Origin of the sequence: Microbacterium pumilum (assembly GCF_039530225.1) — a bacterium.
Classification (GTDB): Bacteria; Actinomycetota; Actinomycetes; order Actinomycetales; family Microbacteriaceae; genus Microbacterium; species Microbacterium pumilum.
In genome coordinates this window covers 3,088,646-3,110,252 of the sequence record NZ_BAAAOH010000001.1, presented here as the reverse complement: position 1 = coordinate 3,110,252, position 21,607 = coordinate 3,088,646, and the positions used below count along the sequence as shown (strand labels likewise).

Genomic DNA, 21,607 nt, shown 5'->3' with positions numbered 1-21,607 from the left:
GTCCTGCAATCGTTGACGAAAGTGACGTCGTGCCGCAGCCATCGCCCCTCGCGGGCGGCGACGAGCACAGGAGCTTCGACCGGATCAGGACGGATGCCGGTGGTTCGTCCTGAATCTGTCGATCCTCCTGAACTCAGCGACGCGCCCGGTGCAGCCCTTGCGCGACCGCTGTCAGAATCGTGCTCTCGACGAAGGGCCAGTCGTAGAAGACCTGCTGGTAATCGAACCTCAGCACGGTGTAGCCCCGCAGGGCAAGCCTGGCGTCGGCGCGCAGATCTCGGCGCCGATCCTTGGCTCGGTGATGTTCGAATCCGTCCAGTTGAGTCACCAGTCGCTCGCCGATCAGCGCGTCGACCGGGTGCCCGTCGATTCGCACCTGCTGCCGAATCTGAAGCGGAAGGTCGCGCAGGCGCGCGATGAAGATGGTCTCGAGACCTGAATCCGAGAGCGCTGAGGACATCTCCGCCAATTCCTTGGCTAGCGAGCTGCCCCACTCGACCTTGGCGAGAACCACCGGATCCGCCAAGCCCTTTCGGATCGCGGACTCCCAGACGGCGAGTGCATCGAGCCGCGGCAAGCAACGGGCGATGTGGAAGAGAACGTTCACGATCGGGTCCGTGACCACCGTGCGAGACACGATCACGGGACCCTTCGCCCAGTGGACGTTCAATCCGCTCGCGTCGAATCGTGAGCTCGTCGGTCGAACAGCGATGTGAGGATGCTGCTGCTTCTCGTCGAGCCGAGGGATCCACAGTTTCTCCAGTTTCGCCGCGCTGACGCAGGTGACTCGCCCGCTGATGGATGCTGCGCGGAGGCGCGTCGGATCGCAGTCGGTCGTCGCCACCCATGACCGTCGGATCCGCACCAGATCACCGCCCGCGACTGCGAGAGCGAGGTCGTGCGCAGAGTACCCGGCTGCGCGGGCCTCGATCGAGTGCGCAACGCCGCCCTGGGCACGAGTCCAGGCGCGGAGCTTCTTCGTGCGTTCCTCGCGATCGATCTTCGTCACGCCGCGAGCATGGCCGTCAAGCGCACCGGAAGTGAGGGTTGTCCGAGGATGTGTGGAGAGCTCACGCTTGCTCGCAGCTGTGCAGGAACCCCGGGCCGCGGCATCCAGCCCCCTCGTCCGTCGACGAGAACAGGAGGATCGACCAATTCAGGACGGATGTCGCCCAAACGCCCTGAATCCGTCGATCGTCCTGAATCCGTCGACGGACCCAGGCGCAAGCCGGGTCAGTGGCCGAGCGAGGCGAGGTGGTCGCGCAGCGTCGGGCCGGCGCGGAACTCCCGGATGAGGTGCAGCACGACTTCGCGGAGGTCGCCGTCCGCGGCATCGGCCACCATCAGCTGTCGCTCGTAGCTCGCACCCTGGGTCAGGATCGTGTCGATCGCGGCGAGCTCACGGGCGCATTTCAGCTCGACGGCGATGTCGCGGATGCGGTCCAGGGTCTCGAGCAGGTGTTCACGGACGGGCGCCTGCGTGCCCTCGCGATCGATGATGATCCGGGCATCCAGCCCGTACCGGGCGGCACGCCACTTGTTCTCGCGGACGAACCACGGCTGCAGCGCGAGGAGCTCCTCGCCCGCGTCGAGCTGTCGCGAGAACTCCTCCACAAGGGACTGCACGAGCGCCGCGACGGCGGCGAGCTCGGGGAGTGTCGACATGCCATCGCACGCGCGCACCTCGATCGTGCCCCAGCGAGGGGCCGGGCGGATGTCCCACCGCACCTCCGTGGCGTCCTCCATGACTCCGGTGCCGACCATGTCGTCGAGGTAGCCCTCGAACTCCGCCCAATTCTCAAGTGGCCATGGCAGTCCCGCCGTCGGCAGCTGCTGGAAGACGAGGGCGCGGTTCGACGCGTAGCCCGTTCGCTCACCGGCCCAGAATGGACTCGATGCCGACAGCGCCTGGAGATGCGGGAGGTAGCCCGCGAGGGCATTGATGATCGGGAAAACCTTGTTGACGTCCTCGACGCCGACGTGGACGTGGATGCCCCAGATCATCATGTTGCGCCCCCACCACTGCGTCCGCTCGATGAGCTTGTGATAGCGCGTCTTGTCGGTGATGCCCTGGTTGTACCACTGCGCGAACGGATGGCTGCCGGCGCAGAGCAGCTCGACATCCATGGGGTTGGTCACGGTGCGGATCGCGGCGATCGAATCGGCGATGTCATCGACGGCCGCCGCAACCGTGGCTCCGACGCCGCTGGTGACCTCGACGGTGTTGGTGAGCAGCTCGCCTGTCACGGTGTATCGCTCGAGGGCGGTCTGCTCCTCGAGCACCTCCATGACCTCGGGGGCGCGCGGCACGAGGTCACCCGTCTCGCCGTCAGCCAGCATCAGCTCCCACTCCAGACCCACTGTGGAGCGGGCGGATGTCGCAAACGGCACCGTCATGGGCACATTGTGGCATGCGGATGTCTGCACCCGGCGCCGCGTCGGCCGGTTCGCGGCATCCGGAGCAATGTGAGAGAGGGCGGGGTTCGCGGGATCTCCTGCGGTATGAAAGAATGGAGGGTCGGACCTGATGCTCGACCCTCTATCCAGCATCGTGGTCCTCCTTCAGAGCTTCCGCCGGGTGTGCACCCCACGCTCCAGGCGACCAGTTCGTCCACTTCCACACATTCAGGAGAATCGTGGCTGTCAAGATCCGTCTCAAGCGCCTGGGCAAGATCCGTGCGCCGTACTACCGCATCGTCGTCGCCGACTCGCGCACCAAGCGCGATGGTCGTGTCATCGAGGAGATCGGCAAGTACCACCCCACCGAGGAGCCCTCGCTGATCGAGGTCGACTCCGAGCGAGCGCAGTACTGGCTGGGCGTCGGCGCACAGCCGACCGAGCAGGTCACCGCACTGCTCAAGCTCACCGGCGACTGGGGTCGTTACAAGGGCGACAAGAACGCCGTCTCGACCGTGCGCACCGCCGAGCCGAAGCCCGACTTCGAGATCGACGCTGCCAAGAAGTCGGTCGTCAAGCCCAAGGCCGAGAAGAAGGTCGAGGCTCCGGCCGAGGCCGCCGACACGGCCGACGAGGCCGAGTCCGCCGGAGCGTAGTCCGTTGCTGGCCGCCGCACTCGAGCACGTCGTCAAGGGGATCGTCGATCACCCTGACGACGTGCGCATCGACTCGTCCACGTCCCCTCGCGGTGACGTCCTCGAGGTTCACGTGCACGCCGATGACCGGGGTCGCGTGATCGGGCGCGGCGGCCGCACGGCCAAGGCGCTCCGCACCCTCATCAGCGCGCTCGCCGACGGGCGGCGCGTCCGCGTCGACGTCGCGGACGACTGAGGTGGCGGGCTCCGACACATCGGGGGACGCCGTCAACCCGGACCGGGTTGAGACCTCTCGCCCGTCCCCGAAGACGCAGCTGCGCGTCGGCCGGCTCGTCAAGGCGCACGGACTCAAGGGCGCGCTCAAGCTCGAGCTCTACACCGACGATCCCGACGGGCGCTTCGTGCCGGGCGCGACCTTCACGCTTCAGGTGCCCGAGTCCTCGCCGTGGCACGGCAAGCCGCTCACGGTCCGCGAATTCCGCTGGATGAACAGCCACCCGGTGGCGTTCTTCGAGGGCGTGGAGGACCGGGATGCCGCCGAGGAGCTCGTGCGCGCGATCCTGTGGATCGATCAGGATGCCGCAGCCACGACACCGGACGACAATGCCTGGTACGACCACCAGCTCGTCGGCCTGGACGTCGTCCGTGACGGCGAGGTCGTCGGACGCGTCATCCGCGTCGATCACTTCCCGGCACAGGACCTGCTCATCGTGCGTCTTTCGACAGGTTCGGACGCCGAGGTGCTGGTGCCGTTCGTCGCTGCGATCGTGCCCGAGGTCGACATCGAAGGCGGCCGTGTCGTGGTGACCCCGCCCGCCGGGCTCTTCGAGGAGCTGACCGGCGACGACGAACCGGAGCCGGACCCCGAGGCCGAAGCCGGCGACTGACGCACGGCGCGCCGATGGCAGGCGCCTGGAATCACCCGACAGCTTCCCGTCACACCTCGGATCAGGCCGTGTGCGCGGTGGTGACGACGTTCTCAGCCCGCACGACCGCGGTCTTGAACTCCGGCATCGACGAGATCGGGTCGAGTGCGTCGCTCGTGAGAAGGTTGGCGCTCCTTTCGTCACCGTAGTGGAACGGCAGGAAGACCGTGTCGAGCCGGATGTCCGAGCTCAGGCCCACGCGGGCGTCGATGCTTCCGCGCGCGTTCGAGAGCCGGACGGTCCCCCCGTCATCCAGTCCGCGATCCTTGGCGGTGGTGGGGTGGATCTGCGCCACGAGCTCCGGATGGGCGGCAGCGAGTTCCGGCACCCGTCGTGTCTGCGTACCGCTCTGATAGTGCGCAAGCAGTCGTCCCGTTATCAGCGTGAGCTCGGCAGCATGGGGAACCTCATGGTGGTCGCGAGCCCGCACCGCGATGAGTCGGGCGCGCCCGTCGCCGTGCGCGAACCGGTCCTGGAACAGGCGCGGAGTCCCCGTGCTGCCGACGGGATACGGCCAGTGCGCCTCGACCTCTTCGTCGAGCAGGGCGTGGCTCAGCCCGGAGTAGTCGGCCAAGCCGCCGGCTGAGGCGCGAGCGAGCTCATCGAAGACGGCCGCCGGAATCGTGCTCCACTCGCCAGGCGCGTCGAGCCGCCGTGCGAGCTCGGCCATGATCCACAGCTCGCTGCGCGCGCCGGCGGGCGGGTCGACGGCACGGCGACGGCGGAGCACTCGACCCTCGAGGTTCGTCATCGTGCCCTCCTCCTCAGCCCACTGCAGTACGGGCAGGACCAGATCGGCGATACGCGCCGTCTCGGAGAGGAAGAAGTCGCACACCACGAGGAGGTCGAGGCGCGCCAGCGCATCACGCACCGTCTGCACGTTCGGTGCCGAAACCACGACATTCGACCCGTGCACCATCAGAGCACGCACGCCACCCGGCATCCCGGCTGACTGCAGCAGCTGCACAGCCGGGATTCCGGGACCGGGAATCAGATCCGGGGCGACGCCCCAGACGGATGCGACGTGCGCACGAGCTGCGGCGTCGGTGATCTTGCGATAGCCGGGGAGCTGATCGCATTTCTGCCCATGCTCACGGCCGCCCTGACCATTGCCTTGACCTGTGAGCGTGCCGTATCCGTTGCCGGGAGTGCCCGGAAGGCCGAGCAGCAGCGCGAGGTTGATCGCGGCGGTCGCGGTGTCGGTGCCGTCGGCGTGCTGCTCGACACCCCGTCCGGTGAGGATGTAGACCGACCGCCCCGCGGCGAGTCGGCGCGCGAGCTGGCGGATAGTCGCCGCCGGGACCCCGGTGACCGACTGGGTGCGCTCTGGCCACCACGCCGAGACCGAGCGGCGCAGGCTCGCGAGCCCCACGGTGCGTTCCTCGAGATACGGCGCGTCGTGGAGCCGCTCCGCGAGCACGACGTGCGCGATCCCGAGGAGGAGCGCGAGATCCGTTCCGGGCACGGCCTGGACGTGGATGCCGGCGCCCTCGTCCGTGAGTCGTGCGGTCGTGCTGCGCCGCGGGTCGACGACGATCAGCCCGCCTGCCGCACGCGCGCTCTGCAGGTGCGAGAGGAACGGCGGCATCGTGTCGCCGACGTTCGAGCCGAGCAGCATCACGGTGTCGGCGGTGTCGAGGTCGGTGAGGGGAAAGGGGAGCCCCCGGTCGATGCCGAACGCGCGATTCGCGGCGGCGGCAGCCGACGACATGCAGAAGCGACCGTTGTAATCGATGCGCGACGTACCCAGCGCGATCCGGGCGAACTTGCCCAACTGGTACGCCTTCTCATTCGTGAGTCCGCCACCGCCGAACACCCCCACCGCATCCGAGCCGTGCTCGATGCGGAGACGGCGTAATTCGTCCGCGAGGCGATCGAGTGCGGCATCCCACTCGATCGGGTGCAGTTCGCCATCGTCGCCGCGGCTCAGCGGCGTCGTGAGGCGATCCGGCGAGGCGAGCAGCTCGGCTGAGGTCCACCCCTTCTTACACAGCCCACCCCGGTTGGTGGGGAAATCACGCCCCGAAACCTCCACCGACAGACGTGCACCGGCCGTCGGCGTCAACGCCATGGCGCACTGGAGCGCGCAGTAGGGGCAGTGGGTCGCGGTCGTCACGTCGGCGCCACCTCACGTGCGGAGGCCGCGATCATGTCTGAGATGCGGGCGCGGCACCCGCCGCAGCCGGTCCCGGCCCGCGTGCACGCGCCGACTTCGCCGACGGTGACACAGCCATCCGCGATCGCGTCCTCGATCGTTCCCGCCGCCACCGCGTTGCACATGCAGACGGGCGCGTCACGTCCGGTGAGTCGCGGTGCCGCGTCATCGGCGGCGTCCAGGCGCAGCAGCAGGGACCGGTCGGCCGGAAGCTCGGCGCGCCGCGTGTACAGCACGCTCAGCTCGGCGGCGGTGCGTGGCATCCCGACACTCACGAATCCGGTGAGTACGCCTTCCCGCGTGACCATCTTCGTATAGGTGCCGTGCTCCGGATCGGCCCACACCGCCACACCGGGTGCGACCTCGCCCCGTGGCACCGGGGTGAAGGGCTCAGCCGAGACGTCTCCGGCGGAGATGAGATCGACGCCATCCGCTTTCAGCAGTACGACACCCGGCAGCTCCTCTTCGCATGCGCCGATCGCCTCGCCTCGCAGCTCGGACAGAAGCGACTGCGCGAGCCACTCCGCCTGCCGCCAGCCGGGACCGATGAGGCCGCTCGGCCCGCCGGGAACGGATGGGTCGTGGAGATGAAGCGCTGGATCGGCGATCTGGGCGCAGTCACCGATCGCGTGGATCGACGGATCCGTCCACGTTCGAAGGCGATCGTCGACGAGGATGCCCGCGCCCACGCGGAGCCCGGCGTCGGTGGCGAGCTCCGTGCGTGCCCCGACTCCGCACGACAGCACGAGCAGGTCGCCTTCGGTCACCCGTCCGTCAGAGCTCACGAGGGCGTGGAATCGTCGCTCGCCGTCCTCGTCGACACGCACCACGATCACTTCGGCGCGGGTGTGCGGGATGACGTGGAGCCCCGCGGCCTCGAGCGCGGCGGCGAGGATCGCGGCCGAGGCCCGATCGAGCTGGCGGGGCATGGGGATGGGGCCGAAGTGGGCGATACTCGGTGACGCGCCGGCCTTCGCCAGCAGCATCCCGAGCTCGATGCCCAGCACACCGGCCCCGAGCACGACGACGCGTCCGCCGCCCTCTACGACTTCGCGCACCCGCTGCGCGTCGTCGACCGTTCGGAGCGCGCACACACCGGCGGTGAGCCCGCCGTCATGGCCGGCGAAGGAAGGGGAGGTGTGCTCCAGACCATCGAGCACGGGGACCCGCGACCGCGCACCCGTCGCGAGGACGAGCCGGTCATATGGAACAGTCGAGCCGTCGTCCAGTCGCACGCAACGTTCGGCCGAATCGATCGCGACGACATGTTCACCGGTGCGGATGACGGCCCCCGCGACTGTCAGGGACTCCGAGTCGACGAGCTCGAGCTCATCCCGCTCGGCTTCGCCGACCGCATACTCGGCGACCATGACCCGGTTGTACGGGTCGCACCGCTCCGCCCCGACCACGGTCAGGGCCACCTCACCGGCCGCCACCGAGGGCAACAGCTCTTCGGCGAATCGGGCCCCCACGGGGCCGAAGCCGACGAGGACGACGCGGAGCGACGGGCGGTGGGTCATCGGCGTCAGATCCGCTGCCCTGCGAGCGACCGCCGTGGCACGACGTAGACGAGGACGGTCAGGACCATCAGTCCGACGTACGCGATCACGAAGCCGTAGAACGCTGCGGTGTACCCACCGGTCGCCAGCTGCGAGGCGTTGAGCACCTGCGGAACGAGGAACCCGCCGTACGCGCCGATCGCGGAGACGAGGCCGAGTGCCGCCGCAGCCTTTCGCTGCACCTTGACACCCGCCGGAGTGCCTGGCAGGGCACGGGTCGCGATGCCCCGCGCCGCGAAGATGCTCGGGATCATGCGATACGTCGAGCCGTTGCCCACCCCGGTGGCGGCGAAGAGCACGAGGAAGCAGCCGAGGAAGGCCCAGAAGCTCTGCATCGGCATGACCGTCACCAGCGCCAGCGCACCGAGTGCCATCACCGCGAACGCTCCGACGGTGACGCGGGCCCCGCCGAACCTATCCGCAAGCCGTCCACCGTAGGGGCGCGCGAGTGAGCCCACGAGAGCACCGAGGAATGCGAGCGACACGGCCGCCTGCCCGATCTGGATCGTCGAGAAGGCGGGAAACTGATCGGCGATGAGCTTCGGGAAGACGCTTGCGAATCCGATGAAGGATCCGAACGTGCCGATGTAGAGAAGTGCCATCAGCCACAGGTGCGGCTCTCGCAGCGCCGCAGCAGAGCCTGCGAAATCGGCCTTGGCTGAGGAGAGGTTGTCCATGTAACGCCAGGCACCCCACATCGCGACGAGGATCAGCGGGATCCACATCCAGCCAGCCAGCGCGATGTTGAGGGTTGCGCCCGCGCCGATCGTCACGACGATCGGGACCGCGAACTGAGCCACCGCGGTGCCGAGGTTTCCGCCCGCGGCGTTGAGGCCCAGCGCCCAGCCCTTCTCCTTCTGCGGGAAGAAGTACGTGATGTTCGCCATCGAACTGGCGAAGTTGCCGCCGCCGACGCCACCGAGCGCCGCGACGAGCAGCAAGACTCCGAACGGCGTGTCGGGATTGGATACGACGATGCCGAGGAGCGTCGCGGGGACGAGCAGGAGGCCCGCTGAGATGATGGTCCAGTTGCGACCGCCGAAGATCGCGACCATGAACGTGTAGGGGAAGCGCAAGGTGGCGCCGACGAGACTCGGCAGCGAGATGAGCCAGAACAGCTGAGAACTCGACAGCTCGAACCCCGCGGCCGGGAGCATGACGACGACGATGCTCCACAGCTGCCAGATGATGAACCCGAGGAACTCCGCGAAGATCGACCAGCGGAGGTTGCGGCGCGCGATGCCTCGCCCCTCGGATACCCAGAAGTGCGCGTCCTCGGGATTCCAGCCGTCGACCCAGCGACCGCGTCGCCTGGTCAGGACGACTGATGAGACGCCGGATGCCGGTGCTGCGACATCCGTGCCGGACGATGTGACGGTCGTGCTCATGGCGCCTCCTCGTAGCTGATCCTGGCTCGAAGCTATGTCCGGGGTGTTTCGGTGCCTGGCCCCTGGGCGTAAACCCTGCGTCACCGGGTGGTCACGGGCGGAGACGGGGGTCGGTTAGGTCTCCGTCACACGGCCGAAACATGACCGGATGCCTACACTCGAACCCATGCGCATCGACATCGTCACGATCTTCCCGGCGTTCTTCGATGTGCTCGATGTCTCGCTCATCGGCAAGGCACGGGACCGCGGCATCCTGGACATGCACGTCCATGATCTGCGCGACTGGACCCACGATCGCCATCGCACCGTGGATGACACCCCGTACGGCGGTGGGGCGGGCATGGTGATGAAGCCGGAGCCATGGGGTGAGGCTCTCGACGGGCTGCTCACCTCGGAGTCGGTCCTGCTCGTGCCGTCTCCTGCCGGTGAGACCTTCTCGCAGCGGATGGCGCGCGAACTCGCCGAGGAGCGCCACCTGGTGTTCGCGTGCGGACGCTACGAGGGCATCGACCAGCGGGTGGTGGACCACTTCTCGGCACGGCGGCGGGTACGGCTCGTCAGCCTCGGCGACTACGTGCTGAACGGGGGCGAGGTCGCGGCGATGGCGATCGTGGAGGCGGTGTCGAGGCTCGTCCCTGGCGTCGTGGGCAATCCGGAGAGCCTCGTCGAGGAGTCCCACGAAGACGGGCTGCTGGAATATCCGAGCTATACGAAGCCGCCCACCTGGCGCGACCTCGAGGTGCCACCGGTCCTGCTCAGCGGCAATCACGGTGCGATCGCCACGTGGCGACAGGAGCAGAGTCTGGAGCGCACCAGGCTGCACCGGCCCGACCTGCTGCCCTGAAGCGGGTGCTCAGACCGCTGCGTCGGCCGGCTCGATCACGTTCAGGCGATACCCGCGCTTCACAACGGTCTTGATGAGCTCCGGCGCGCCGATCGCCTCACGCACGCGGGCGACCGCCATCTCGATCGCATGGGTGTTCTCGCCCGAACGCGGCAGCGTGCTCTGCAGGCGGGTCCGCGAGACGACCCCGCCGGCGGCATCGAAGAGCGCGGCGAGGAGGTCGACGCCCGTGCGTGACAACGGGATGTGTGAGCCGTCGAGCACCGCGCCGGTGCTGCGCAGTTCGAGGCGACCCGCGGCTGTCTCGAGCGACGGTGCGTGACCACCGCCGAAGTGGGTGACGACGGCGCGCACGAGCGATCCGAGGCGTCCGCGTTCGGCATACAGCGGCGAGAGGCCGAGCCGCTCGAGGGGTCCTGCAGTGATGGGCCCTACGGCCGCCATCAATACGCGGCCTGAGCGCGCAAGCCCGAGGATATCGTCCAGCACGTTCTCGCGCCGCGCGGCCGCGAGCCACTCCGCCGCGCCCGGTGCGGACGTGAACAGCACGGCATCGATCTCGCCCGCAGCGGTCGCGGCGACCGACCGCCGGAGAATGGCTTCGTCCGGTGGCGGGCCCCATCGGTACACCGTGAGGCTCACCACATCCGCTCCGCTCGCCTGGAACAGCTGGTCCAGACCATCCGCCCCTGAGCCGTGATGCTGGACGGCGATCCGACGGCCGCTCACGTCCTGCGCGAGCAGATACTCGCCGAGCTCCGTGGAGGTTTCGGACTCGGCGACCCAATCCGCCGTGAGCCCTGCCTGCTGAATCGCGCCGCGCGCCTTGGGCCCGCGGGCGACGATCTGAGTGCGCGAGAGCGCTGCGTGGAGCTCGTCGAGGAGCCCGGCCTCGTCCGCAGCCTCCATCCAGCCCCGAAAGCCGACGCCGGTGGTGGCCACGACGACGTCGGGAGGATGCGCGATGAGCTCGCGTGTGCAGGCGATGAGAGCCTCGTCGTCGATGTGCGGCACGATCGTCAGTGCCGGAGCCGGGCGCACATGCGCGCCGTGCCGCTCGAGCGCGGCCGCAAGCTCGGTGGAGCGGCGATCGACGGCGATGACGATCGTGCAGCCCTCGAGAGCGGCCGACAGGGTGGGGCGGGAAGGGCTGGTCAATGCCTGCGATCACCTGCCATCTCTCGGTCCGGCAGCAGCAGTCCCGCGCGCGCGACCTCTCCGATCACGATCACCGCCGGATTGCGAACCCCGGCTGCCGTCGCATCATCGACGGCAGCCGCGATGGTCGTCCAGGTCGTCCGCTGGTCGGGAGTGTGTCCGCGCTCGATGATCGCCACCGGGCGGTCGGCGGGCACGCCCGCGGCGGCGGCCGCTGCCATGAGACGGGGGAGCCCCGCCACACCCATCAGGACCACGGTGGTGACGGTGTCGTCGGCGAGCGCCGCGAGTGTGGACTCCGATGTGTCCGCCTGACCGTTGACCACGTGCACGGATGCCGCGCTGCCGCGGTGTGTGATCGGGATGCCGGCCGCCTGGGGCACCGAGACGACGCTCGTGAGGCCGGGCACGACCTCGACCGGCACACCCGCCGCCAGGCAGGCCGCGACCTCTTCGCCGCCGCGGCCATAGACGAACGGATCGCCGCCCTTGAGCCGGACCACCCGTCGTCCCGCCTGCGCGTGTGCGACGAGCAGCGCGTTGATCTCATCCTGCGGAACGGGATGATGTCCTGGGCGTTTTCCGACATCGATCACCTCGACGTCGGGATCCAGCTCCGACAAGACGTCTGTCGGTCCGAGCCGGTCGGCGATCACGACGTCGGCCTCGGCCAGGAGGCGCCGCCCCCGCACCGTGATGAGATCGGAAGGCCCCGGTCCGCCGCCGACCAGATCGACGCGACCGGAGCGTGTGGGCCGCTGGCGGCGAAGCGGCAGAGAGCCGTCGCGGATCAATGCGGCGACGGCGTCACGCAGGCGTCCTGCGCGGCGTGGGTCGACTCCGGCATCCGAGACGACGCCGACCACCACATCGCCGGCGTGCGTCTCGGCCGCAAGCCGCGCCGAGCCGTGCGCGCCGTCCGACGCGTTCACGCACAGGATGCGTCTACGCTCGCACGCTGCGGCGATGTCGGTGTCGACTCGCGGGTCGCCTGTCGCGGTGTGGACGAGCCATGCGCCCGCGAGATCGCTCCGCCGCGCACGCCGCGGGATCCACTCCACGCGCTGCGCATCGACCAAGGCTGCGACCGCACCCGACAGCTCGGGCGCGATGAGGCGCACCAGAGCGCCCTCGCTCAGGAAGCGTTCGAGACGACGGGCTGTGACGTCGCCACCGCCCACCATCACCACGGTGCGTCCGGTGAGCGAGACTCCGAGCATCGTCGTCATGAGTCGCCCTCCCAGCGCACGTAGACCTGGTCGTCGGCGACTGTCGCGGGCCAGACCTCGAGGCTCTTGGGCTCTTTGCCCTGGGTGTCGAGACAGAGTCCCGTGCGGAGGTCGAAGACCTGCTTGTACATCGGCGAGGCGACCGTCGGTGCGTCCTGCCGTGTGCCGACGATGCCGCGTGAGATCACGTGCGCACCGCTGTAGGGGTCGAGATTCGACACGGCGTGAATTCGACCGCTGTGGAGCAGGAAGAGTGCGAGTTGCGTGGCACCGAGGAGAGCCGCCCGGCCTCGCTCCACCTCGAGATCGGCGACTGCGCACACGCGCACCCAGCCCGTCGGCAGCCGGAGGGCCTCGGTGGGGGCGCGATCGACAATGGTCATCTGCGCACCTCCAGGGTTGTCCCCGCGATGAGCACGGCCGCATCGGAGCGCTCGGAATCGGTCGCCGGACGGGGCTGGCCGCGTTCTCCGACGTAGGCGAGGGACGGGTCGGGGGTCGTCGGCGCGTTCACGAAGGACGCGAAGCGACGGAGCTTCTCGGGGTCGTCCAGAGTCGCCTTCCACTCGTCCTGATAGGAGCCGACATGGGTCGCCATCGCGGCGTCGAGGTCTGCGCAGATGCCGAGGCTGTCGTCGAAGATGACCGCCCTGAGTCCTTCGATGCCGCCCTCGAGGTCTTCGAACCAGGGTGCCGTGCGCTGCAGACGGTCGGCCGTGAAGATGTAGTACATCAGGAACCGGTCGATGGCAGTGAGCAGCTCCGCGTCGCTCAGCCCCTCGGCGAGCAGCACCGCGTGCCGGGGCGTGAACCCGCCGTTGCCCCCGACGTACATGTTCCAGCCCGCTTCAGTGGCGATGACCCCGACATCCTTGCCGCGCGCCTCGGCGCACTCACGGGCACAGCCCGACACTCCGAGCTTGAGCTTGTGCGGCGACCGCAGCCCGCGGTAGCGCAGCTCGAGCTCGACCGCCATGCCCACCGAATCCTGCACGCCGTATCGGCACCACGTCGACCCGACGCACGACTTCACGGTACGCAGCGACTTGCCGTACGCATGACCGGACTCGAACCCGGCCTCGACGAGGCGTTGCCAGATCTCGGGCAGCTGCTCCAGGCGCGCACCGAACATGTCGATCCGCTGCCCGCCGGTGATCTTGGTGTACAGGGCGAAGTCCTTCGCCACCTGCCCGATCGCCAGCAGACCTTCTGGCGTCACTTCGCCGCCCGGGATGCGCGGAACGACAGAGTAGCTGCCGTCCTTCTGCAGGTTGGCCATCACGTGGTCGTTCGTGTCCTGCAGCGTCGCGTTCTCGCCGTCCAGCACGTGCGCGCCCACCAGCGTCGACAGGATGCTGGCAAGCGCGGGCTTGCAGATATCGCAGCCGCGCCCGGTTCCGAATCGCTCGATGACCGTGGTGAAGGTCGTGAGCCCCGACACGCGGACCGCGTCGAACAGCTGGCGCCGCGACATGTCGAAGTGCTCGCACAGCGCATTGCTCAGTGCCGCACCGGACTTCGCAAGCTCCGTGCCGACGATCTTCTTGACCATCATCACGCATGAGCCGCAGGCCGCGCCGGCCTTCGTGCACGACTTGACGGCTGCGACGTCAGCACACCCCTCTTCGTGGACCGCGTGGCGGATGGTGCCCGCCGTCACGCTGTTGCACGAGCACACGAGTGCGTCATCGGGAAGATCGCCGGTCGGTGCCGTGACGCCCCCATCGGGCATGAGGTATGCCGCGGGGTCGCCACCGAGTGCACCGCCCACGAGCGGACGGAGCGAGCCGTAGGCCGACGCGTCGCCCACGAGGATTCCGCCCAGGAGGGTCTTGGCGTCGTCCGAGAGCACCAGCTTCTTGTACACGCCCGCGACCGGGTCGGCGTACACGACATCGAGCGCGCCGGGCGTCGTTGCGAACGCATCGCCGAAGCTCGCCACATCCACGCCCGAAAGCTTGAGCTTGGTCGACAGATCGTAGCCGGGGAAGGACGCCTCGCCGCCGAGGAGCCGCGTCGCCGCAACCTCGGCCATCGCGTAGCCGGGAGCGACGAGGCCGACGCAGAGGTCGTCGAAGTTGGCGACCTCGCCGATCGCCATGATCCGGGGATCCGATGTCGTGCAGCCCGCATCTATCAGCACGCCGCCGCGAGGGTGGACCTCGATCTCGGCCGTGCGGGCGAGTTCGTCACGCGGACGTACGCCGACGGTGAAGACGACGACATCGGTGCCTTCGTAAGACCCGTCGCGGAATTCGAGGCCCGCGACCTGTCCCGACCGGTCCGGATCGAGTCTCGTCGTGCTCGTTCCCGTTCGGACCCGGATGCCGCGGGCCTCGATCAGACGCTTGAGAGCATTCGCACCGCTCAGGTCGAGCTGCGCCGACATGAGCCGGTCGGAAGACTGCACCACCGTGCACGCGACCTCGAGTCCCTGCAGGGCGCCGGCAGCTTCGAGGCCGAGGAGCCCACCGCCGATCACCGTCCCGGTGAGCGGTCGCCCCAGCTCCGCGGCGCGGGCCGCGACGAACTCACGGAGGCGCTCGACGTCGTCGAGGGTGCGATACACGAAGCAGCCGTCGAGACCGAATCCGTCGACGGCGAGGCGGGCTGCATACGAGCCGGTGGCGAGCACCAGACGGTCGTAGGCGACACTGAGCCCCCGCCTGGTCGTGACCCGCCGCGCCGCGCGGTCGATGCGAGCCACGGCGTCGCCGCGGAGGAACCTCACTCTTTCGTCATCGAAGACGGACCGATCGAGTTCGAGGTCAGCGGGCGTCGCACCCCCGAAGAATCCGGTGAGCCCGACGCGATCGTACGGATGCCGGTCCTCCTCGCCGACGACGGTGACGCGCCAGCCGGCGTCGGCGCGACTGAGCAGACTCTCGGCGAAACGATGCGCCACCATTCCGGCGCCGACGACCACCACGTGGGGCCGGGCGGCGTCTGAGGCGCTCATGTCGTCACGGTACGCGGGCGATGTTGCGTCCGAGTCAGCGCCGTGTTTCGGGCTCTCGACAGTACGGCGGCGCGGCTTCTTCGGAACACGGGGCGTTGCCTCGGTCATGACGGCTCCTGCTCGATCGGTGAGCTCTCGATGCCGGAAACGCTACGAGCGCGGTGTTTCGCCGCCCGGCCGCATTCGGTTAAGGCCAGCGAACTTTCCCCTCACACCGGGGTGGCAGGCGATGTGAGGTCGGGGCTCCGCGGCTCCGGCCGGCTACGCTCCCCGCTCTCGTCTCGGGGTTGCGCGTGCATTGAGGTGCGCGACGGGAAGGAGGAGACTGGTGAGTCGAGCATGTGGGGACATGCACGAGGAGAGCTCATGGACGGGACTCCGCCGTTCGATGTGGAGCGTGTCCGGTCGTCATTCGATTTCGTGGGGCAGGGCCGGGTCGCGACCAACAATGCGGCCAGCACGCAGCTGCCGCGCGAGCTTCTGCAGCTCTACGGCGAGCTGGTGCCGCAGTACGAGAACGTGCACCGCGGACAGTCGGATGCCTCGGTCCGGATGACGGCACGATTCGAAGCGGCATTCGACACGATCGCCGACTGGATCGGGGCACCGAGCCGTCGCACCATCTCCATCCATCGCAACACGACCGAGGCGATCAACCTCGTCATGTACACGCTGCTGACCGAGTTCCGCGACGGCGACAACGTCGTCACGACCATGATGGAGCACAACTCGGACTACGTCCCCTGGTACGCCCTCTGCCACGAGATCCTTCCGCGCTTCGGTCGTCGAGTCGAATGCCGCATCGCGCGCTTCGACCATGAAACAGGTGCGCTGGACCTCGACGATCTGGCTGAGCTGGTCGACGACCGCACCAAGCTCGTGTGCTGCACGGGCGCGTCGAACTTTCTCGGCACGAAACCCCCGCTCCCAGAAGTGCGCCGGATCGCGGACTCGAGCGGTTACCCGCAGCCGAACGGCGAACGGCGGTCGTGGCTTCTGGTCGACGGCGCTCAACTCGTGCCGAGCGCTCTCGTCGACGTCGAGGCGCTGGATGTCGAGTTCCTGGCCTTCTCGTTCCACAAGTTCCTCGCCCCGCTCGGGGTGGGCGTGCTGTACGCGAAGGAGCACCTGCGCCGAGGGTCGCTTCCGTTCCTGTACGGAGGCGACATGATCGCCGAGGGACGCGTCACGCCGGACCGCGTGGAGTACAACGCGCTACCGTGGAAGTTCTCCGCAGGAACGCCGAACATCCTCGGCGTGGTCGCATCGGCCGAGGCGCTGCGGCTCACCATCGACCTGACCGGTGCCGATCCAGGGCGCACGTGGTTCCGGTCGGCAGACCGCATCCCGCGAGCGATTTCGGGTGCGGCGATGGCCCGGATCGCCGCACACACCACGAGCCTCACCCAGCGCGCGATCGCATCGCTCTCGACGATTCCCCGACTGCGGGTCTTCGGGGTGCCACAAGGTGAGGTCCGCGCCCCGCTGGTGGCGTTCACCGTCGAGGGACTCAGCCCGTTCGCGATCGCAGCCGCGCTCAACACCCGCGGCGTCGAGTCCCGCGCAGGATGCCACTGCGCGACCCTCGCTCACCACGATCTCGGCCTCGATCCGCCTGCCAGCTGCCGATTGAGCTTCTACCTGTACAACTCCACGGATGACGTCGACCGCGCGGTCGAGGCGGTGCGGGCTGCCGTCGCTGTGACGACCGGGTGAATGGCGCGATTGTCAACCCCTTCTTGCGGTGAAGGGTGCTCTTCGCGCGCCCGCTATCGTGAAAGTCCCTCGCTGAATGGAGTCTCATGGAAAGCTGGCCAGGATCGACGTACCCCCTGGGAGCGACGTACGACGGAAGCGGCACCAACTTCGCACTGTTCAGCGAAGGCGCTCAGCGCGTGGAACTCTGCCTGTTCGGGGACCGTGGCCGGGAGACCCGTGTCGACCTCGTCGACATCGACGCGTTCGTGTGGCATGCGTATCTTCCCAACGTCCAGCCGGGCCAGCGCTACGGGTACCGCGTGCACGGCGAGAACAACCCCGCCAAGGGACTGAGGTTCAATCCCAACAAACTCCTGCTCGATCCCTACGCGAAGGCTGTCGAAGGTCAGGTCAAGTGGGGGCAGCCCGTCTTCGGCTACAACTTCGGGAGCCCCGACTCGCGCAACGACGAGGATTCTGCCGCACGCATGATGAAGGCCGTCGTCGTCAGCCCGTTCTTCGACTGGTCCGGAGACAGGCAGCCGAAGACGCCGTACTCGGAGTCCTTCATCTACGAAGCGCACGTGAAAGGGCTGACCGAGCTTCACCCGGACGTTCCCGAAGAACTCCGTGGCACCTACAGCGGAGTCGCTCATCCGGCTGTGATCGACCACCTCACGAGACTCGGCGTGACGGCGATCGAGCTCATGCCGGTGCACCAGTTCGTCAACGATGCGACCCTTCAGGACAAGGGGCTCTCGAACTACTGGGGCTACAACACGATCGCGTTCCTCGCACCGCAGAACACCTACTCGTCGACGGGCCAGCGCGGTCAGCAGGTGCAGGAGTTCAAGGGAATGGTGCGGGCGCTGCACGCGGCCGGCATCGAAGTGATCCTGGATGTCGTCTACAACCACACCGCCGAAGGCAACCATCTCGGCCCCACGCTGTCGATGCGCGGCATCGACAACGCGGCCTACTACCACCTCGAAGACGACGACCCCAGGTACTACACCGACTACACGGGCACCGGAAACAGCCTCAACGTGCGCCATCCGCACACCCTGCAGCTCATCATGGACTCCCTCCGGTACTGGGTGCTCGAGATGCACGTCGACGGCTTCCGGTTCGATCTCGCCTCGACGCTCGCGCGCGAGTTCTACGAGGTGGACCGACTCGCGACCTTCTTCGAGCTCGTGCAGCAGGACCCCGTGGTCTCTCAGGTCAAGCTGATCGCCGAGCCGTGGGATGTGGGTCCCGGGGGGTACCAGGTCGGCAACTTCCCGCCGCAGTGGACCGAGTGGAACGGCAAGTACCGCGACACGGTGCGGGACTTCTGGCGCGGCGAAGCGCAGTCACTCGGTGAATTCGCCTCCCGACTGACAGGGTCCAGCGATCTCTATGAGCACTCAGGTCGCCGTCCCGTGGCATCCATCAACTTCGTCACGGCCCACGACGGCTTCACACTGCGTGACCTGGTGTCGTACAACGAAAAGCACAACGAGGCCAACGGCGAGGACAACAAGGACGGCGAATCGCACAACAGGTCGTCGAACTTCGGTGCTGAGGGCCCGACGGACGACCAGAAGATCCTTACTCTTCGGGCTCGTCAGCAGCGGAATTTCATCGCGACGCTGCTGCTGTCGCAGGGCGTGCCGATGCTGGTGCACGGGGACGAGCTGGGCAGGACCCAGAAGGGCAACAACAACGGGTACGCGCAGGACAATGAGACGACCTGGGTCGACTGGAGCACCGTAGATCAACCGCTCGTGGAGTTCACTGCGGCGCTGGCGCGACTTCGAAAGACGCATCCGACCTTCCGCCGGAGCCGGTTCTTCGATGGTCGACCCGTGAAGATGGAGGAGGGCGCGCCGATCCCCGACATCGTATGGCTGCGCCCCGACGGCACCGTCATGCAGCCCGAGGACTGGGGCTCCGGCTTCGGCCGCGCGATCGGCGTGTTTCTGAACGGTGGCGGGATCCGCCAACGCGATCGCCGGGGCGTGCCCATCGAAGATCTGCACTTCCTCATCCTGTTCAATGCGGGCGACGAACCTGAAGACTTCCACCTCCCGGCGCCGCGATTCAGCCCCGAGTGGGACGTGCTCGTCGACACGGCGGGACTGCTGACCGACGATGCCCCCGTGGAACCGGGCGCGACGATCTCGCTGGCGGCGAAGTCACTGGTTCTGCTGTCCGAACACAATGTGCCCGAGTCCGACGGCGACCACTCGGTTGCGGCATCCCTCACCTCTCAGGCAGCGCCGACGCACCCCGACGACCTCCCTTCGAAGGCACCGAAACCTGAGCTCGGGCGATGACCAGCCGCCCTCTGTCGACGTACCGTCTGCAGATCCGGCAGGACTTCGACCTGGATGCCGCAGCTGCGGTGACGTCCTACCTGCGCGATCTCGGAGTGTCGTGGGCCTACCTGTCGCCGCTGCTGAAGGCTGGCGCGGGGTCGGATCACGGGTATGACGTCGTGGATCCGAGCACGGTGGACCCGGCTCGGGGTGGCAAGGAGGGGCTGGATCGGTTCGCCGCGGCCGCGCGAACGGCCGGGCTCGGCATACTGATCGACATCGTTCCGAACCACACGGGCGTGGGGGTGCCCGCTGCCAATCCCTGGTGGTGGGACGTTCTCACCCATGGCCGTTCGTCGCGCTACGCCGCCGCCTTCGACATCGATTGGGACTTCGGGGGCGGCAAGGTGCGGCTGCCGATCCTGGGCGGAACGCTCGACGAGGTGATCGGCGACATCCGCATCGAAGCGGAAGCGACTGCAGCCGCCCCGTACGGAACACTGCGGTTCTTCGACCATGTGCTGCCGCTCGCGCCCGGGTCGGCGGATGACGGGGCAGATGCGCGCACGGTGCTCGATCGACAGCACTACGAGGCCGTGTTCTGGCGCCGTGAGGCGGCGGAGCTGAACTACCGCCGCTTCTTCACCGTCACGACACTCGCGGGCGTGCGCGTCGAGGAGCCGGAGGTCTTCGCCGAGACCCATGTCGAGATCCTGCGCTGGGTGCGCGAGGGTCTCGCTGACGGACTCAGGGTCGACCATCCGGACGGCCTCCTGGACCCCGGGGGCTACCTCGAGCAGCTCGCGGCGGCAACCGGGGGAGCCTACGTCGTGGTGGAGAAGATCCTGGAGCACGGCGAAGTGCTGCCCGCATGGTGGGAGACCGATGGCACCACCGGCTACGACGCGCTCGCTGAGATCGACCGCGTGCTGGTGGATCCCGCAGGGGACCTGCCTCTGGGAGATCTGGATGCACAGCTGCGCGGTGGACCACTCGAATGGGGTGACCTCATCCACGACACGAAGCGCGCCGTCGCCGATACGACGCAGGCTGCCGAGGTCCAGAGACTGGTCCGTGCCCTGCCGCAGTCGGTCGATGGCGCAGCAGACGCGTTCTCGGAGCTCCTCGCCGGCTTCCCGGTGTACCGCTCGTACCTTCCCGCCGGCGAAGAGCATCTCGATGCGGCAGCGCGGACCGCATCCGCTCGCCGCCCTGATCTCGCCGCGGCGATCGGGGGCTTGCTGTCCGTCCTGAAGGACGCCGACACCGAGGTGTCGCGGCGGTTCCAGCAGACGACCGGCCCCGTGATGGCGAAGGGCGTCGAGGACACCGCGTTCTACCGCTACAGCCGGCTCGGGTCGCTCACCGAGGTCGGCGGCGACCCTTCGGTGTTCTCGCTGTCGGCCGCACAGTTCCACGCGGCGCGCGCGGATCGCCAGGCGTCGTGGCCGCATGCGATGACCGCCCTCTCCACACACGACACCAAGCGCGGCGAAGACGTCCGCGCCCGGCTGGCGGTGCTGGCCGAGATCCCCGAACGCTGGTCCGAGGTGCTTCACGAGCTGCGGTCCCACGCGACGACCGGCAACGGACCGCTAGACGCGCTGCTGTGGCAGGCGGTCATCGGATCGTGGCCCGCGACGCCCGAGCGGCTGCACACGTACGCCGAGAAGGCGTCTCGTGAGGCCTCCGAACAGACGGGATGGTTGGACCCCGACGCCGTCTTCGAGGGGCGCGTGCACGCCGTGGTCGACGGGGCCTTCGGCCCGGCGGCATCCATCGTCGACGCGTTCGTCGCCGAGATCGAAACGGCCGGATGGTCGAACTCACTGTCGGCGAAAGTCCTGCAGCTCGTGGGACCGGGAGTGCCCGACGTCTATCAGGGCTCGGAGCTCTGGGACCACTCGCTCGTCGACCCCGACAACCGGCGGCCCGTCGACTTCGCGCTTCGCGCGCGGCTGCTCGCCGAGATCGACGCGGGCGCGCAGCCCCCGGTGGATGCCACTGGCGCGGCCAAGCTGCTCGTCACAGCGCGGTCACTCCGCCTGAAGCGCGACCGCCCCGACTTGTTCGCGCGGTACACGCCGATGAGCGTCGTGGGCGAGGCCGGTGCGCACGCCGTCGCGTTCGACCGCGGCGGCGCACTGGCGGTGGCGACCCGTCTTCCCGTCGGACTTGCTCGGCGCGGTGGGTGGGGCGACACGGTGCTGTTGCGCCACAGCGGCTCCACCACCGACGTGTTCACGGGGCGCCGCTTCGAGGGATCGACCATTCCGCTCCGCGACCTGCTCGCCACGTACCCGGTCGCGCTTCTCGCAGCGGACGCGTGACGAAG

Annotated in this window: 16 protein-coding genes; 7 read left to right on the top strand and 9 right to left on the bottom strand. The window is 68.3% G+C overall.

Going from position 1 to position 21,607, the window contains the following annotated elements:
- Positions 1-133: 133 nt before the first annotated feature.
- Both ABD188_RS13975 and ABD188_RS13970 read right to left on the bottom strand, forming a co-directional pair.
- A complete protein-coding gene (locus ABD188_RS13975; protein ID WP_344063437.1) occupies positions 134-1,009 on the bottom strand; it encodes a DUF559 domain-containing protein in 876 nt (291 codons plus the stop codon).
- A gap of 224 nt (positions 1,010-1,233) precedes the next feature.
- Positions 1,234-2,397: a glutamate--cysteine ligase gene (locus tag ABD188_RS13970; protein ID WP_344063434.1), complete on the bottom strand. Its 1,164-nt coding sequence runs from the start codon at positions 2,395-2,397 to the stop codon at positions 1,234-1,236.
- 239 nt (positions 2,398-2,636) lie between these two features.
- Between ABD188_RS13970 and rpsP the strand changes: the two genes are divergently transcribed.
- The 3 genes from rpsP to rimM are packed head-to-tail and all read left to right on the top strand — an operon-like array spanning position 2,637 to position 3,940.
- Positions 2,637-3,053 (top strand): 30S ribosomal protein S16, encoded by a 417-nt coding sequence (gene rpsP, locus ABD188_RS13965; RefSeq protein ID WP_344063431.1) that lies wholly within the window; start codon positions 2,637-2,639, stop codon positions 3,051-3,053.
- Positions 3,054-3,057: 4 nt separating this feature from the next.
- Complete coding sequence (locus ABD188_RS13960) at positions 3,058-3,288, top strand: RNA-binding protein (protein WP_344063428.1); 231 nt, start codon at positions 3,058-3,060, stop codon at positions 3,286-3,288.
- A gap of 1 nt (position 3,289) precedes the next feature.
- A complete protein-coding gene (gene rimM / locus ABD188_RS13955) occupies positions 3,290-3,940 on the top strand; it encodes a ribosome maturation factor RimM (protein WP_425561351.1) in 651 nt (216 codons plus the stop codon).
- A 61-nt stretch (positions 3,941-4,001) separates the two neighbouring features.
- On the opposite strand, the gene ABD188_RS13950 is transcribed toward rimM, so the two are convergent.
- From ABD188_RS13950 to ABD188_RS13940, 3 genes are read right to left on the bottom strand one after another with little or no spacing between them, the layout of a single operon-like run.
- Positions 4,002-6,095 carry a molybdopterin oxidoreductase family protein gene (locus ABD188_RS13950; protein WP_344063425.1) on the bottom strand — a complete coding sequence of 698 codons (2,094 nt, stop codon included), beginning with the start codon at positions 6,093-6,095 and terminating at the stop codon, positions 4,002-4,004.
- Positions 6,092-7,654, bottom strand: coding sequence for an FAD-dependent oxidoreductase (locus ABD188_RS13945; RefSeq protein ID WP_344063423.1), 1,563 nt, complete (start codon positions 7,652-7,654; stop codon positions 6,092-6,094). Before ABD188_RS13945 ends, ABD188_RS13950 begins: the two co-directional genes overlap by 4 nt.
- A 5-nt stretch (positions 7,655-7,659) precedes the next feature.
- Positions 7,660-9,081 carry an MFS transporter gene (locus tag ABD188_RS13940; protein ID WP_344063420.1) on the bottom strand — a complete coding sequence of 474 codons (1,422 nt, stop codon included), beginning with the start codon at positions 9,079-9,081 and terminating at the stop codon, positions 7,660-7,662.
- A gap of 166 nt (positions 9,082-9,247) precedes the next feature.
- On the opposite strand from ABD188_RS13940, the gene trmD reads away from it, so the two are divergent.
- Positions 9,248-9,925, top strand: a complete 678-nt coding sequence (gene trmD / locus ABD188_RS13935) for a tRNA (guanosine(37)-N1)-methyltransferase TrmD (protein ID WP_344063417.1) — start codon at positions 9,248-9,250, stop codon at positions 9,923-9,925.
- Between the two features lie 9 nt (positions 9,926-9,934).
- Here trmD and ABD188_RS13930 read toward each other — a convergent pair whose 3' ends face one another.
- The 4 genes from ABD188_RS13930 to nirB are packed head-to-tail and all read right to left on the bottom strand — an operon-like array spanning position 9,935 to position 15,271.
- Complete coding sequence (locus tag ABD188_RS13930) at positions 9,935-11,083, bottom strand: uroporphyrinogen-III synthase (RefSeq protein ID WP_344063414.1); 1,149 nt, start codon at positions 11,081-11,083, stop codon at positions 9,935-9,937.
- Positions 11,080-12,312, bottom strand: a complete 1,233-nt coding sequence (cobA, locus tag ABD188_RS13925) for a uroporphyrinogen-III C-methyltransferase (protein ID WP_344063411.1) — start codon at positions 12,310-12,312, stop codon at positions 11,080-11,082. The genes ABD188_RS13930 and cobA overlap by 4 nt, the downstream gene beginning before the upstream one ends.
- Entirely contained in the window at positions 12,309-12,695 is a 387-nt protein-coding gene (nirD, locus tag ABD188_RS13920) for a nitrite reductase small subunit NirD (protein WP_344063408.1), read from the bottom strand. Before nirD ends, cobA begins: the two co-directional genes overlap by 4 nt.
- Positions 12,692-15,271 (bottom strand): nitrite reductase large subunit NirB, encoded by a 2,580-nt coding sequence (gene nirB, locus ABD188_RS13915; protein WP_344063405.1) that lies wholly within the window; start codon positions 15,269-15,271, stop codon positions 12,692-12,694. Before nirB ends, nirD begins: the two co-directional genes overlap by 4 nt.
- Before the next feature lie 366 nt (positions 15,272-15,637).
- Here nirB and ABD188_RS13910 point away from each other — a divergent pair, with 366 nt between their 5' ends.
- The 3 genes from ABD188_RS13910 (at position 15,638) to treY (ending at position 21,602) form a co-directional block, all read left to right on the top strand.
- Entirely contained in the window at positions 15,638-16,987 is a 1,350-nt protein-coding gene (locus ABD188_RS13910) for an aminotransferase class V-fold PLP-dependent enzyme (protein WP_344063402.1), read from the top strand.
- A gap of 86 nt (positions 16,988-17,073) precedes the next feature.
- A complete protein-coding gene (glgX, locus tag ABD188_RS13905) occupies positions 17,074-19,290 on the top strand; it encodes a glycogen debranching protein GlgX (protein WP_344063399.1) in 2,217 nt (738 codons plus the stop codon).
- Positions 19,287-21,602, top strand: a complete 2,316-nt coding sequence (gene treY, locus ABD188_RS13900; protein WP_344063396.1) for a malto-oligosyltrehalose synthase — start codon at positions 19,287-19,289, stop codon at positions 21,600-21,602. The genes glgX and treY overlap by 4 nt, the downstream gene beginning before the upstream one ends.
- Positions 21,603-21,607: the final 5 nt, after the last annotated feature.